The organism is Dickeya parazeae Ech586 (assembly GCF_000025065.1).
GTDB classification, from domain to species: domain Bacteria; phylum Pseudomonadota; class Gammaproteobacteria; order Enterobacterales; family Enterobacteriaceae; genus Dickeya; species Dickeya zeae.
This window is the reverse complement of the sequence record NC_013592.1, coordinates 2658819-2674369: the sequence shown is the minus strand read 5'-3', so window position 1 is coordinate 2674369 and position 15551 is coordinate 2658819. Positions and strand designations below refer to the sequence as shown.

Annotated in this window: 13 protein-coding genes; 8 read left to right on the top strand and 5 right to left on the bottom strand. The window is 52.5% G+C overall.

All coding sequences use genetic code 11. The features are described from left to right. Positions 1-58: 58 nt before the first annotated feature. A complete protein-coding gene (locus DD586_RS11685; RefSeq protein ID WP_012885027.1) occupies positions 59-769 on the top strand; it encodes a hypothetical protein in 711 nt (236 codons plus the stop codon). Between the two features lie 52 nt (positions 770-821). Here the strand turns inward: DD586_RS11685 and nfo are convergent, their stop codons facing one another. Together nfo and DD586_RS11675 are read right to left on the bottom strand one after the other, a co-directional pair. Then, positions 822-1679: a deoxyribonuclease IV gene (nfo, locus tag DD586_RS11680; RefSeq protein ID WP_012885026.1), complete on the bottom strand. Its 858-nt coding sequence runs from the start codon at positions 1677-1679 to the stop codon at positions 822-824. A gap of 98 nt (positions 1680-1777) precedes the next feature. Further along, positions 1778-2860, bottom strand: coding sequence for a YeiH family protein (locus DD586_RS11675; protein WP_041164447.1), 1083 nt, complete (start codon positions 2858-2860; stop codon positions 1778-1780). A 105-nt stretch (positions 2861-2965) separates the two neighbouring features. Here DD586_RS11675 and yieE point away from each other — a divergent pair, with 105 nt between their 5' ends. Next, complete coding sequence (gene yieE, locus DD586_RS11670) at positions 2966-3844, top strand: DNA-binding transcriptional regulator YeiE (RefSeq protein WP_012885024.1); 879 nt, start codon at positions 2966-2968, stop codon at positions 3842-3844. Between the two features lie 163 nt (positions 3845-4007). After that, positions 4008-5480 carry an amino acid permease gene (locus DD586_RS11665; RefSeq protein ID WP_012885023.1) on the top strand — a complete coding sequence of 491 codons (1473 nt, stop codon included), beginning with the start codon at positions 4008-4010 and terminating at the stop codon, positions 5478-5480. Between the two features lie 68 nt (positions 5481-5548). Here DD586_RS11665 and DD586_RS11660 read toward each other — a convergent pair whose 3' ends face one another. Continuing rightward, positions 5549-6736: a sugar transporter gene (locus DD586_RS11660; RefSeq protein WP_012885022.1), complete on the bottom strand. Its 1188-nt coding sequence runs from the start codon at positions 6734-6736 to the stop codon at positions 5549-5551. Positions 6737-7502: 766 nt separating this feature from the next. Here DD586_RS11660 and DD586_RS11655 point away from each other — a divergent pair. The 5 genes from DD586_RS11655 (at position 7503) to DD586_RS11635 (ending at position 12614) form a co-directional block, all read left to right on the top strand. Beyond that, on the top strand, positions 7503-8528 hold the full coding sequence (locus DD586_RS11655; protein WP_012885021.1) for a beta-ketoacyl-[acyl-carrier-protein] synthase family protein: 1026 nt from the start codon (positions 7503-7505) through the stop codon (positions 8526-8528). Positions 8529-8829: 301 nt separating this feature from the next. Then, positions 8830-10578, top strand: coding sequence for an HAD-IIIC family phosphatase (locus tag DD586_RS11650; protein ID WP_012885020.1), 1749 nt, complete (start codon positions 8830-8832; stop codon positions 10576-10578). Next, complete coding sequence (locus DD586_RS11645; protein ID WP_152490388.1) at positions 10575-10820, top strand: acyl carrier protein; 246 nt, start codon at positions 10575-10577, stop codon at positions 10818-10820. Before DD586_RS11650 ends, DD586_RS11645 begins: the two co-directional genes overlap by 4 nt. Continuing rightward, positions 10798-11544, top strand: coding sequence for a 2-oxo acid dehydrogenase subunit E2 (locus DD586_RS11640; protein WP_012885018.1), 747 nt, complete (start codon positions 10798-10800; stop codon positions 11542-11544). The genes DD586_RS11645 and DD586_RS11640 overlap by 23 nt, the downstream gene beginning before the upstream one ends. Then, complete coding sequence (locus DD586_RS11635) at positions 11541-12614, top strand: alpha/beta hydrolase (RefSeq protein ID WP_012885017.1); 1074 nt, start codon at positions 11541-11543, stop codon at positions 12612-12614. The genes DD586_RS11640 and DD586_RS11635 overlap by 4 nt, the downstream gene beginning before the upstream one ends. Positions 12615-12779: 165 nt before the next feature. Here the strand turns inward: DD586_RS11635 and DD586_RS11630 are convergent, their stop codons facing one another. Further along, complete coding sequence (locus DD586_RS11630) at positions 12780-13700, bottom strand: ABC transporter permease (protein WP_226511704.1); 921 nt, start codon at positions 13698-13700, stop codon at positions 12780-12782. 83 nt (positions 13701-13783) lie between these two features. Continuing rightward, a complete protein-coding gene (locus DD586_RS11625) occupies positions 13784-15295 on the bottom strand; it encodes a sugar ABC transporter ATP-binding protein (protein WP_012885015.1) in 1512 nt (503 codons plus the stop codon). Positions 15296-15551: the final 256 nt, after the last annotated feature.

Genomic DNA, 15551 nt, shown 5'->3' with positions numbered 1-15551 from the left:
GCTGCACTCAACAGCGGTATGATTTCGTCATGCTAGGGTCGCTGAGAAGGAGAATGCCATGCCGCGTCATTATGCCAGCCGGGGGATTTTGGTGCTGGAGTCGCCCTGGGAGCTGGATGCGCTTGATGCCAACCGCTCATCCGTCGTGCCGTTTATTGAGGGTATTGCCAAGGTCGCCGGTGACACCGAGGTGTATTGCGCCAATTTCTACGACAAGACCAGTTTTCGCACCGCGTTACAGTGTTTGTGCAAGATTCCTTTTAAAAACATCATTATTTATGTCGCCGCGCACGGTCAGGGGAAACGATTGGGGGGGACGCACATTCGGGATGTGCTGGTACCTATCGGCGAATTGTCGCATCAGTTCAATATTACCGGGTTGCTGCTCGGTGCCTGCTTCGTGGGGGCTCATACCGAGTTAATCGAAACTTTTACTCGCGGTAATCAGTTACGCTGGTGTGCCGGGTATGCCTGTGAAACCGAATGGCTCACCGGTACGTTGATCGACTGCGCTATCATCAATCAGATGTTGTCGGTAAAGAAAAACGCCTTTTCTTATCGCGACACGATTATTGATAATCTGGCGCTGGCGATTTCGCCCTTTCACGATAAATACGCCATCGGGCGTGATGAGCAGGGAAAAGCGATGCAACTGCGTGATGCATTTCAGTGCGTTGTGCAACCGGACGGACAAGGGAATAAACCGCGCACGGTATCAAACCGAATATTCGAGCGGGCAGCGCAATTACGGCGGGAGGAAACGGCCTGATGAGACGGTGTAGCGGCCAGTGACTGGCCGCTGTCGCTGTCTCGGTGTGCTATCAGAGGAGGCTGGCTGGCGATTGCTGTGACTTTAACCAGGCGATTTCCTGCGCCCAGATATCCGGGTTGATGGTTTCCAGAATCAGTGGAATGCCGTCAAAGCGCGAGTCGCGCATAATATAGCTGAACACGGTTTTACCGATGTTGCCTTCGCCCAGACTGTGGTGACGGTCCACCCGACTATTAAACTCGCTTTTCGCGTCATTCAGGTGCATACCGCGTAAATAGCTGAAACCGACGATACGCTCCAGTTCAGCAAAGGTACGTTCGCAGTCAGCCTCGGTGCGCAGGTCATAACCGCCAGCGAACGCATGGCAGGTATCGATACAGACGCCGACCCGACTTTTGTCTTCCACCTGACTGATGATTTCCGCCAGATGTTCAAACCGAAACCCCAGGTTGCTCCCTTGACCGGCGGTGTTTTCTATCACTGCGGTGACACCGCTGGTCGCTTCCAACGCCAGATTGATGGACTGGGCGATACGGCGCAGACAGGTGCTTTCGTCTATCTGACGCAGGTGGCTACCGGGATGAAAATTCAGCAATGTCAGCCCCAGTTGCTGGCAACGCATCATTTCGTCGACAAATGCCGCCTGGGATTTGCCTAAAGCCTCGTCATCGGGATGCCCCAGATTGATCAGATAGCTGTCGTGCGGCAGTATTTGCGCCGGGGTGAAGTGATACCGGGCGCAGGCAGCCTGAAAACGGTCAATCACCTCCGCCGTTAATGGCGCGGCCTGCCATTGGCGCTGGTTTTTGGTAAACAACGCGAACGCGGTGGCGCCGATGTCGTGGGCGCGGGCAACCGCCTGATCCACGCCGCCAGATGCACTGACGTGGGCTCCGACATATTTCATGGTTTTCTCCTTTTTATGCCCGCACATTATGACATCACCACGTCACGGTCTGTAGCCCCGTGTTTCACCCAGGCGTTATTTCACCCTGGGAGATTCATTCAGGCAAAAAGATGCTGTATCCCCAGATTGATGGCAGCACCGCCTGCCACTAACCAGATGAACAATACTGCCGCCAGCAGTAAGGGTTTAACCCCCGCCTGTCGCAACGTGCTTAGGCGGGTGGCTATCCCCAGCGCTACCATCGCCATCGTCAACAGTACGTTATCCAGTTGCGTGAGTAAGGCGACCCAGCGAGTGGGTAGCCAGTTCAGCGAATTGAAACCACACATCAATACAAAGCCCAGCGCAAACCACGGATAACCCGCAGTAGCGGACGTCGCAGTCTGGTGAGCAGGCTGGCGTTGCTTGACCCACAAGCCAAGCAGGAACAAAAACGGGGCCAGCATCATGACGCGTAACATTTTACCGATGACTGCCGTATTCTCCGTCTCTGGGCTGATAGCGTGACCCGCGGCGACCACTTGCGCCACTTCGTGTACGGTGGAACCGAGGTAGAGTCCGAAAGTCTGCGGGGTAAATAACCAGCCGCTATACTGGATAAAATGTTGGTACATCCATGGGTAAAGAAACATGGCGGTAGTACCGAACAAAACGACGGTGGATACCGCGACCGCGACTTTATCGGCGGTACTTTTCAGTACCGGGGCGGTGGCCAGTACCGCTGCGGCGCCGCAAATACTGCTGCCTGCGCCAATCAGCAAAGCGGTATGTCCGTCCAGTTGGAACCAGCGCCGTCCCAGCCAATAGGCGAGCAACAGGGTAGAGGTCAGCGTCAGTACATCGATAACCAGACCGGCGCTACCGACGGCGGTGAGTTGTTGGAAGCTCAGTCTGAAGCCGTACAGGATGATGCCCCAGCGCAGCAGGTAATGCCGGGACCACTGGACACCGGCGTCACACCAGGGTTGCAGGTGCGAATAAGCCGTATTGCCCAGCACCATGCCAACCAGTATCGCCAACGTTAGGGAACCGAGTCCCAATCCGGCAATGGTCGGCAGGCCGGATAACCATAAGATGCCACGGGTCAGCAGGCCAATCAGGATGATGCCAGTCAGCAGATGGCCCACTGTGGAGAAAGGGGAAAGTCGTTGTACCCTGGAAGAAAATGAAAACATAGCCATACCCGCTATCAATGTAAGGTTGAGGGCACAGCCTATGATCAGCGCGCTTAAAATAGAAATTGATTATATATTTATAACCTATAGATATTTACGATAAGAGCCCCTATGCACATTACGTTACGTCAACTGGAAGTGTTTACCGAAGTCCTGAAAAGCGGTTCAACCACACAGGCATCGGTGGTGTTGTCGCTGTCACAGTCCGCCGTCAGCGCCGCGTTGGCTGATCTTGAAAGTCAACTGGGGGTACAGCTGTTCGATCGTGTGGGTAAACGACTGGTGGTCAACGAACACGGTCGGCTGTTGTACCCTAAAGCGCTGGCGTTGCTGGAGCAGTCGGCGGAAATTGAACAGCTTTTCCGGCGTGATAACGGCGCGCTGCGTATTTATGCCAGCAGTACCATCGGTAATTATCTGATGCCGGCGATGATTGCCCGCTATCGTCAGGATTTTCCCGCCATCCCACTGGAGCTGTATGTGGGGAACACGCTGGATGTGGTCAATGCCGTGTCTGAATTTCGGGTTGATTTGGGCCTGATAGAAGGGCCGTGCCATCATCCGGATTTGCTCACCCAGCCCTGGCGGGAAGACGAACTGGTGGTGTTTTGCGCCCCCGGTAATCCGCTGATTGGCAATGATTTTACGTTACCCATGCTGGCGGATGCGCCGTGGATCCTGCGTGAGCACGGGTCAGGTACACGTGAAGTGCTGGATCATTTGCTGCTGGCACGTCTGCCACATTTCCGGTTGGTGATGGAGCTTGGCAACTCAGAGGCTATCAAGCACGCGGTGCGTCATGGCATCGGTATCAGTTGCCTGTCGCGTCATGTGGTCGCCGAGCAGCTCGCCACCGGCGTGTTGGTGGAGTTACCGGTTCCTTTACCCCGACTGAGCCGCACGTTATATCTGGTACACCATCGCCAAAAACACTTATCTGGCGTGCTGCAATGCTTTCTGGAATATTGCCGGGAAGGCGACCACCCCTAACAGCCTGGCAACATCAGCATTACAAACCCGGCGTGTATTCCAGAGGGATTACTTATGATGCCGGGTGAGTTATGAAGGTCTCTTATAATCCGCGCTATGCGCTATCCAGCAGGTAGCAGATTGCCTACAATCCGCCCTCAAATTTTCAAGGGCATGGATAGTAATGGCTCAACATGATACTGACCTCGCGCAATCGCGGGGAACCACGCTACGCCGTGAGCTGAAAGCGCGGCATTTGACGATGATCGCCATTGGCGGTTCGATCGGTACCGGGTTATTTGTCGCTTCGGGTGCCACGGTGTCGCAAGCCGGGCCGGGTGGGGCACTGTTGTCGTATGCGTTGATCGGCCTGATGGTCTATTTCCTGATGACCAGTCTTGGCGAGCTGGCGGCATTTATGCCGGTGTCTGGTTCGTTCTCCACCTATGGCGCACGCTATGTGGAAGAGGGATTCGGTTTCGCGCTGGGCTGGAACTATTGGTACAACTGGGCGGTTACCATCGCCGTTGACCTGGTGGCGGCACAACTGGTCATGGGGTACTGGTTCCCATCAGTGCCTGGCTGGGTCTGGAGTGCGTTGTTCCTGTCGCTGATGTTTTTGCTGAACTACATTTCGGTGAAAGGCTTTGGTGAAGCGGAATACTGGTTCTCGCTGATTAAGGTGATCACCGTGGTTCTGTTCATCGCCATTGGGGTGCTGATGATTATCGGTATTCTGCGCGGTGGTGAACATGCGGGCTGGCATAACTGGCAGATTGGCGATGCGCCGTTTGCTGGCGGATTTTCCGCGATGATCGGTGTCGCCATGATCGTCGGCTTCTCGTTTCAGGGCACCGAATTGATTGGTGTGGCGGCTGGGGAGTCCCAAGATCCGCAGACTAACATTCCGCGTGCTATTCGTCAGGTATTCTGGCGTATCCTGCTGTTTTATATCTTCGCGATTCTGATTATCAGCCTGCTGGTTCCTTATACCGACCCTAACCTGCTGCGTAACGATGTGAAAGATATCAGCGTCAGCCCGTTCACGCTGGTGTTTGAGAATGCTGGCTTACTGTCGGCTGCGGCAGTCATGAATGCGGTTATCCTGACGGCGGTGTTGTCGGCAGGTAACTCCGGTATGTATGCCTCCACCCGTATGTTGTTCACGCTGGCGCAGGAAGGTAAGGCACCGGCGTGTTTCGGCAAACTTTCTCAAGGTGGGGTACCACGTAATGCGTTGTACGCTACCACGGTGGTCGCAGGTCTGTGTTTCCTGTCGTCGATGTTTGGCAATCAGACAGTGTATCTGTGGTTGCTGAATACCTCCGGTATGACCGGGTTTATCGCCTGGCTGGGTATTGCCATCAGCCACTACCGTTTTCGCCGTGGTTATGTCGCGCAAGGGCATGACTTGAAGGCACTGCCGTACCGTTCCGGCTTTTTCCCGTTAGGGCCTATCTTTGCTTTTATACTCTGCCTGGTCATTACCTTGGGGCAGAACTATCAGGCGTTTCTGGCTGATAAGATTGACTGGTATGCGGTGACGGCGACGTACATCGGTATTCCGCTGTTTCTGGTGATTTGGCTGGGCTATCGTCTGGTGAGAAAATCACGGGTAGTGAAATACAGCGAGATGACCTTCCCGGAATACAAATAACGGTCCTCTAAACCAAAAAGCCAGCCGGATTACCGACTGGCTTTTTTTACGCCCAAAAGACGTCGTACTCAGATGCGGGAATGCACCAGTCGCACACTGCGATAAACCGTGAGCAGCAGGGCAACCAGCGCAAACAGCACCAGCGGTGCGCCGATATAACCGATTTTATCCATGCCCAGATGCAGACTCACCTGGCTCCCCAACAGTGCGCCACCGCCGATACCAAGATTGAACAAGCCGGAGAAAATCGACATGGCGACATCGCTGGCATCAGGCGCCAGTGACAGGACTTTGGCTTGCATCGCCAGGCCAATCGCCATCATTGCCAGTCCCCAGACCAGACACAGCAACGTCAGGCTGAAGGGGTGGGCAGACAGCGGCATCAGCAATGTCAGACAGCCTAACAACAACAGCATGGCTGTCACCAGAAACGCCAGCGGGAAACGCTCGCTGTAGCGGCTGTAGAGCATACTGCCCACAATACCGGCGCACCCGAATAGCAACAGAATCAGGGTGGTGAAATTTTCCGGCAGACCGGCCACAGTCTGGATAAAGGGTTCAATGTAGCTGTAAGCCGTGAAGTGCGCCGTCACGACCACGACGGTCAACAGGTAGATACCGACCAACGCCGGGCGGCGGAACAGTTTCGGCACACTGGACAAGGAGCCGGAATGCTCGCTCGGCAGTAATGGCAGCAAACGTGCCAGCAGGATCATGGCAATGGTCGCGCCTGCGGCGATAGTCAGAAAGGTGATTCGCCAGCCGAGGTATTGGCCAATAACCCGCCCCAGCGGCAGCCCCAGTACCATCGCCAGTGACGAGCCGGTGGCGATGAGCCCCAATGCCTGTGCCCGCTTGCCGTGGGGAGCCATACGAATCGCCAGTGAGGCGGTAATAGACCAGAATACCGAGTGCGTCAGTGCGACACCGGCTCGGGAAATGACCAGCACGGTAAAGTTCCAGGCGACGGCAGACAGCAAATGGCTGAGGATAAACAGGCTGAACAGCCCGATCAGTAATTTACGGCGTTCAATACCGCTGGTCAGCAACATGCAGATCAGCGAGGCGAGCGCCACTATCCAGGCATAAATGGTGATCATCAGCCCAACATCTTCGGTTTTCATGGCAAAGGTATTGGCGATGTCACTGAGCAGCCCCACCGGAATAAACTCCGTGGTGTTAAAAATAAATGCGGCCACGGCCAGCGTCACCACGCGTAACCAGGCGGTGGCGCGTGAAGGGGAAGCGGATGTCATAGCAGGATCCTGAACGGGTGTGACGAGCGTGCTATTGTAGTTAATTGTGGGTGAAAATGCGATTACGATCACATTTCAGTCAGAAGACAGCATCGTGCAGCGCAGGAGCGCCTTGTGATAACGCACTGGCCGCGCATCATGCAGACACTGTGGTAAAAATAGTCTGGTTTTATTATAGGCAGAATTTTTCCTCCAATAATTCAGCGCCAAAACTATATAATATAATAAATATCACTGGCTTATTTCTATCGCTCATTTTTAGATAAGCTACATAAAGAAGTGTTTTTTGTTTATTTTGGTGGCTGGTTATTTAAGTGGTGTTATTGTGGCGCGCTGAAAATACTTTTTATGAATAATCTTTGCTTCGAATATATGACACTTTTTTTACGTCTTATATTTTTAACCGGAATGCCAGTGGTGTTTGGGAAGGTTATAACGTTATATCGGGCATTCACGGTACTCCATTTTATGGAGTTGTGACTGTTTTTGGCGTTATTGGTTATGATATGTGGACTTATCCCGTCATCACTACGTTGTCAGCGTGGGCGGTTATTATCATCCTTACGGGATTACTGGTTAATTCAACAAAACGTTAACATGGAAAAAAGAAATTGGCATATCTAAAAATTACCCTGGTAATAATTATTTTCCCTCAGTGATGGAATAGATAAGATGGGGTAATTTTTTATAATGGTAATTGAATTTGTAGTTGCAAAACAAAAACGAGTATGAGACCTTTGTCACAAGCTTCGATGAGGGAACAGATATGAGCGTATATATTAATGCGGTGGAAACCCATTTGCCTGGTCCGATTATTAGCAATCAGGAATTGGGGAATAAGATTGGATTTAAGCCTGAGTTAATTAAAAAACTCTTCGGAAATACTGGCCGACATTTTGCTGTTAATATGAATACCGGTAAATCCATTGCGTCATCAGCAGAGTTAATTACTATCGTCATCAAGAAACTGCTTGCCAGTGCTGGCATAAATAAAGAACGTATCGATTTTATTATCGTAGCCTCTGCTACGCCGGATACGCTTTTGCCAAGTAGTGTCAATCAGGCATGCCATGCCATGAATTTTGGGCCGATTGAAACCTACCAGATTGTTTCGGGGTGTTCCGGTGCGGTGCAGGCGCTCAAACTGGCTCGCGAGCTGGTGGCAACGCCAGACAATGGTTTGGAAAACGGCCTGGTTATCGGGGTTGAGACGGCTTATAAGTTCCTGAATTTCTTCGAGGAACATTCTGGTAAGAAAGATACCAAGGAACTGGTGAATTACACGCTGTTTGGTGACGGCGTTGGAGGATGTCTGGTCTCCAGCCAGTCAACCGCATCCAGCATTGAGATTGAACACATCTCTTTTAAATATCTCGGTGTTGATGAAGCGGTCGGGCAATTGGCGAGTTGGCGTGGCTCCCGTAATGACATCGATTACGGCGCCTTGCTCAATGAAGAATATAAATTAATTGAAAAGCTGGTCCCGGTTATTACCCAGGATACGCTCAATGCATTAACAGATAAATTAGGTGGTCGGCCAAACTGGCTGCTTCCACCACAACTCTCCGGTTCCATGCTGGAAAAGATTTTATCTGACATCGGCTACACAGGGGATGAGATATTCAGCCTGGTGGATAAAATTGGTAACACCGCCAATGCTGCGCTGTTTTTCCAGATAAAAGAATTTAGTGATATCTCACTTGCCAATGAATGTGCCATCGGTATATCTGTTGAATCGTCACGCTGGCTGGCAGGTGGTCTTATTCTAAGAAATAAGAAAGGTCTTTTGTAATATCAGATAAAAAGACGTTTATTGATACTCCCCAAAGTAAAATTGCAGAGTGTTCGGCCTTTTTATTACGCACCGCAATACGTTTGCTTTTCAAGACAAGGCTCATCACGGGCCTTGTCGCATGACAGCCGCGTGAATGTTCTGGTCATGATCTCCGTAATGGCCCGGAGGCGAGCCAACACGCCCGCCAGTCAGGGGCTGTCAGGTGGTATCAGGCATGGCCAGGCAGGAGGAATAGGCAGGTCACGTCGCGAGTGGGGGCCTCTGCAATCTGACAGGGACAAGGAGAATAAGGATATTTATGAAACAGGATAATGCATTGAGCCGTATTGCCGCCTCGAAAAAAATAACGGCGGAAGGAAAGCACATCGTTAATATAGCCACATTCAGTAACTTCAATCACAAAGCATTGAATGACCTGATTACGTTTAACCTGAATGCTCTGGGTTGTTATCCTTCTTTTTATGATGGTATTTACAGCGACTATTTTCCCCATGTGTTGGGGAATGCTGCTGACATCAAAGCGTTCGGGGCACAGTTTCATTTCTACGTTCTGGATACGTCTTTTATCGAAAACGACATCGGTTCTCTGCTGGCGGTGGACGATATCCGTGAAAATATCCACGAGCAAAAAAAACGACTGGCGTATCTGCTGAATTTTTCTACTGCCAGTTGTGATGCCCGCCTGGTGCTGAACACCATCCATATTGGTGAGTCGCAACTCAAACAGATCATCGCACAAGATCAGCGAGCGGTGGTGAAACAGTTGATCAACGAGTTCAACGACCATCTCCTGACGCTGGAACAGACAGAAGACCGCGTGACGGTGGTTTCTTTACAGGAAGCCGGTGGAACGGTGGAGGACCCCGCCACCAGCCGGACGGCGCAACTGCTGGGGCTGGGCGTCGGTCTGGACGCGTTGGACGCCATTGCACGCGTTGGTGTCGGTGCTATCCGACAAGCGCTAGGGAAAACGCTGAAATGCGTGGTCAGCGATCTGGATAATACCTTGTGGAAGGGCATTCTGGCAGACGACGGCGTTGACGGCATTCTGATGGCCGATAAACATATCGGCACTGGGCATCTGCGTTATCAGGAGTACCTGCGCAACCTGTACGATCAGGGTGTCATTCTGGCGATTTGTAGCAAAAACAACCTGGAGAATGTGGAAGAGGCGTTTAAACGCCGAGCCGACGAGATGCGCATTTCGCTGGATAAGTTTTCCGTGGTCTGCGCCAATTGGCAGGCGAAAAGCGGCAACATTCTGAGTATTGCCAGCGAGTTAAACATTTCTCCGGAACACATGCTGTTTATCGATGACTCGGCGTTCGAATGCGCGGAAGTCAAAGCCCGCATTCCGGACATCACCGTGATGGATTTTTCCGGCGATGCGGCAGAGAACGTCGCCACGCTGATCGCGGCCGACTATTTCCTGCGTCCAACCATCAGTAGTGATGACCGCATGCGCAATCTGAGCTACGCGCAGAACAAGCGTCGTACTGAACTGCAAAAAGAGTTTGAAGACGACCACGCCTTTCTGAGCAGTCTGGAGATGACGCTGACTATCCAGCCGGTGGATGAGTCCACGTTGGATCGCGTATCACAACTGACGCTGCGCACCAACCAGTTCAACATGACGACACAACGAATGAGCTCACAGGATGTGGCGGGTTATCTGGCTCGGGAAGGGTATCAGGCGTTTACGCTGGCGTGCCGCGACCGCATCGGCGACTACGGCACTATCGGCGCGATATTCCTGCGTTTCGACAGCGATGGCTGTCATATCGATAACTTCATCATGAGCTGCCGTATCTTCGGGCGTCAAATCGAGTTCGCGGCGATGCGCTGGTTGTTCGGCGTGTGCCAGGCGCGGGGTGTTAATCGCGTTACCGCGGTGTACGGCCCGACCGAAAAAAATAAAAAATTCCAGCGTTTTTATCCGGATTGTGGATTCACCGAAACCGCAAGCAATGTGTTCAACGTTATCGACCCGGTACCCGCGTTGCTGGCCGAGAGCAGCAATAGCGTCACTGTTAAAGAAGGGGAATGAGCATGAAACTGGCCGACTTTATTAGTCTGATCAACACCAAAACTGGTATGGCACTGGCGATTGAACAGGCGCAGGAAGATTTAACTACTCTCCCGGAATGGGACTCGTTGACCTTCGTCTATCTGTTGATGGAAATCGAAAAACAACAAAACGTCAAAATCGATGTTGAACAGGTATTGCAGTGCACCACGCTGAATGACATTTACAAGGTTGTGAGCCATGAAGTTACTGAAAGTGTCTAGGGAAAGACGCCAGACGCTCTCTTTTCTGGCGATATCCCGAGGTATTCCGGCGATTACTATCATGCGCGAGATAGATGTCTCGCGTATTGTGGCAGCTGGGATGCAACGCAATATGACGGCGATTACCATCAAGGCGATCAGCGAAGCGTTGAACCAATTTCCGCAACTGAATGCGATGATCAAATTCGGTAGCGACAGTACGCTGATTTGTCCGGATGACATCAGCACCCGGGTCACGCTGGAAAAGACGCTAAACGGTGTATCCGGGGTCTATTCCCGGGTCATCAAGCATACCGAAAAGCTGTCTGTTGCCGAGATTGGGCGGGCGCTGCAACAGTTCAAGCAAGAGGATGCGGCGACCAGCGAGCATTACAAGAAAATTCGTTTTATTCAGCGTTTGCCGACGTGGCTCGCCGGTTTACTGCTGCGTTTGGCCATGTTGTCGCCAAAACTGCAGGCGGAAACCTGGGGGAGCTTTACCGTGACATCGCTGGGGAAAAACGGCCCTGATGCCTGTATTCCGATTTCTGGTTCCACGTTCACCTTCACGGTGGGAGTGATCAACGAAAGGGTGTCGCGGTCTTCACATGACATGGTTCTGTCACACGTGGTGAACCTGACCATGGTTTTCGACCACCGGGTACTGGACGGCAGACTGGCATCAGAATTTCTGACACGGATAAAAAGCAACATGGAAGGTTTTGCACTGGAGTCATCATCATGATGCTTGATGAACTCAAAAATTTTGTGCTGCTACATAGCTATGTGTTGAACGTCGGCGCGGAAACTCGCGCCATTCTGCCGGATATTCATCATCTGGGGGATGATGCGCCGCATAGCTGGAGCCAGATGTTTTACTATCAGGCGCAACAGTATGAAAAGCAAGGCGAGTGGCTCAAGGCCTGTTCGCTTTACAATCTGGCGCGTTTCCCCTATCCAGAAACACCACTTCAGCATGAATGCAACCAGCATTGCCAGCGGTTGTTTCATCAGCAGTATATCGAGAGCGGTGCGGTAACGCGGGTCAGCCTGTCGCAGGGACGGCAGGTGTGCTACGTCAGGAAAAAGAACACCAATAACGTCATCATCATCAACGGGGGCATCATCTCGTTAAAAGAGCAGTGGGTGAATCTGGTGGGGCTGTTCGAGCGGTTTGACGTGACCGTGGTGCTGACAGAAATGCCGGGGGTGGGGGAAAACCAACTGCCGTATAACGAACAGTCTTTTCGCATGTACAGCGATGTGCTGGATTATCTCGCACAGGATCGCGCGGACATACGCTGCCATATTTTCGGCCTGAGCTTCAGTGGGTTTATCGCCTACAAGAACAGCCTGACCGACAACCGTATCGTGGGCATCACCATGGCTGGCACACCGCTGGATTCGTTGTACCACGACAGGGAGGTCTACCGGCGGTTGCCGTACGTGACACGGTTGGTCATCGGGCACAACGTGGGGAAAACACATCCGGAACTCGATGATGACGACAAGATATTTCAGTATCTCGATAGCACCTTCGTGATGCACCCGGGGGACATCAACCACGGGGTCAGGCTGTATTACGTTCAGAGCCTGCGTGATGAGGTGATCCCGAATATGGAAGCAGACACTATCCGACGCTTATCCAACAGAACGCATATTCTGTCGCTGGATGATGTCCATGGTTCACCCAGTTACGGCAAAACCGTGCGGGTATATCTACTGTGGTCACTGCTGAATTCACTGAATCTGTCCCAACTGCTGTCCGGCGTCGCCAGGCTGGGGTTCAGTGTTCTGCGGCGTTTGAAGCGTTAGACGATGTCTGGCTACACAGTGCGTTAGCGTGTAAACGATTTAGCCCTTTGCCTTTTTGGGGCGGTGATCCCCGCCCCATTTTTTTTATATGCAGCGCTGTGGTGCCTCACAGCGTGAGGGAAGAACGTGACCGATACCAGCGTCAGCGTCCATGAGCTACAAGCGTTAGCGTTTATGAAAATAAGTCATCGCCAGCGCCAGTGCCAGTACTAACCCTTTGATGATATCCATCGCGTAGTAGGGTACGGATAGCATGACCAGCCCGTTTTGCAATACACCGAGGATCACCGCACCTACCAGCGTACCCAATGCATTCGGTTTACCGGAGCCAGCCAGCGAAAAGCCAATATAAGCAGCAGCGACGGCGTCCATCAGATAACCGCCCCCCGCGTTGACCTGCGATGAACCGATACGCGATGCCAGCAGAATGCCGCCCAGTGCCGCTAACAGTGATGAAAGCAGATACGCCAGCACCCGGTAACGCGCGGTGCGGATCCCTGCCAGTCGCGCCGCTTCCGGGTTGCCCCCAATAGCGTACATACGTCGACCGTGTTTGGTGAGTGACATATACAACTGCACCAGAATGGTCACGACCAGCATGATTATTACAATTACCGGTACATGGCCGAGTGTAGAGAACACCTCGGGGATCACGCCTTCTGCCATCTCGCCGCTTGGCAACAGCATATTCTGGGTGATGGAGCCACCGTAACTGTACGTCATGGCGACCCCCTGAATCACAAAGAGGCTCGCCAGCGTTGCCAGCATGTCCGGAATACGCAGAATCACGATTAAAAAGGCATTAAACAGCCCGACTAACAAACACAAGGCCAGCGTCAGAACGATAGCGCCGGTGGTACTAAAGCCATGCCAGACGAACAGCGATATCACCAGCGCATTCGCCAGCGAGGCGGTCGACCCGACCGATAGATCAAATCCACCCACTGACAGCGAAATGGATACCGCTATCGCTATCACCGTGACGATGGCGATAGAACGCAGGATGTTGATGATGTTGTTCGGATCCAGAAAGTTGTCCGATGCCAGCCCAAACAAGGCAATCAACAAGACGACGGTAATCAGCATTCCCCATTTATAAAACAGGTCGAACAGACGATGGTGAAAGGGGATCGCGTCCTTCGGGGCGCTGTTGGATACGATTGGCTGACTCACGCGGGAGTTCCTCCGGTTGAATAAAGTAACAACGTTTCTTCGTCGGCATCGGCACCGTCGAGCTCAGCGACGATGCGTCCATCCCACAGTACACAAATGCGATCGCACAGCCCCACCAGTTCGGAGAACTCACCGGAAGCATAAATCACGCCTTTACCCTGTCGGGCCAGGGAGTCGATCAGGGTGAACAAATCCTGTTTGGCTTTGATATCCACGCCTTTAGTGGGCTCATCCAAAATCAACACTTGCATGTCGCTGCGTAACCATTTGCCGATAGCGACCTTTTGCTGGTTGCCGCCGGACAGGCGCCGCAAGCGCTGTTGCGGCCCGCTGGTGCGGATGGTCAGACGCTGGATCAGGGACCGGGCCCAGGCCAGCGCCTGACCATGCCCGAATAGCCCGTAACGGGAAAAACTGTCGCAGTCGCTGATGCTGAGATTCATGGTAACGGAATCGTCAATAAAAATGCCTTCTTTACGCCGTTCTTCTGGTACCAGCGCAATCCCCTGTTGCACCGCGTCGGCCGGTGAGGTAGGGCGCCAGGGTTTCCCCAGATAGCGCCCGCCATCAACCCGACTACGAGTTGCACCAAACAGCGCTTTACACAGTTCCGTTTTGCCTGCACCGGCAAGACCGGCAATGCCAAGGATTTCTCCCTTGCGTAGCCGCAGTGAAATGTTGTGCAGCAGTGTGTCATCGTGCAGGCCGTCTACCTGCAACAGCACATGACCATCATGCTGCTGGCGACGTGGTGGGAAAATGTCATCCAACTGATGGCCCAGCATGCGTTCAACAATTTCTTCACCGCTGAGCCCTTGCATCGTTCCGCTGCTGACGAACTGCCCGTCACGCAGTACCGTCAATGTGTCGCAGATAGCGCTCAGCTCATGAATGCGATGTGAAATGAAGACGATGCCGATACCGTCTTGTTGCAGGCGACGAACGACCGCAAACAAACGGGCGCTTTCTTCCTGATCAAGCGGTGCTGTGGGTTCATCAAGAATTAAAAAGCGGCAACGATGAGAGAGGGCACGTGCCAGCAGGATTTGCTGCTTTTCCGCCAGCGTGCAGCGTTCCAGTCGCTGGCGGACGTTGATGCTGACCCCTAACTGTGTCAACAATGCCTGTGCCTGCTGATAGAGCGCAGGCCAGTTGAGAACATGGCCGCTTTGCGCCAACTGGTCCAGCATAATGTTTTCCGCGACCGACAGCGTCGGCACCAGCGCGGCGTCCACTTCTTGCTGTACCAGATGAATACCGTGGCGTTTAGCGTCTCGCGGAGAATGAATTGCGACTTTTTCGCCATCCAGCAGAATATCTCCACTGTAATGGTCATAAGCGCCAGAAAGAATCGCCATCAGTGTGGATTTTCCCGCGCCGTTAGCGCCAGTCAACGCATGGATAGAACCGCCTTCCAGCGTGAAATTCACTTGTCTGAGGGCCGGAAATCCGGCAAAAGAGATGGAAATGTAGCGCATTTCCAGACGCGAGCGCGGGTTTATGGACATAATTGACAACAACGTGTTCTTAATAGCGATAATGACGAGATGTCGACGTTGAAAAATATCACATTAACCGCAGAATGGAATGCCTGAATGGCGCTCCAGACGTCTTAAGACAGAAATGAAAAAGCATAACTTAAGCAAAAACGTTATTAACACCGCGATCCGTTATGCCTAAATATGGTTTTCAATGTGGTGTTTCCGCACAGGGTTTCCGGTTAAACCGGAGGTTTATCCCCTCACTAGTTGAACAGGAACATAT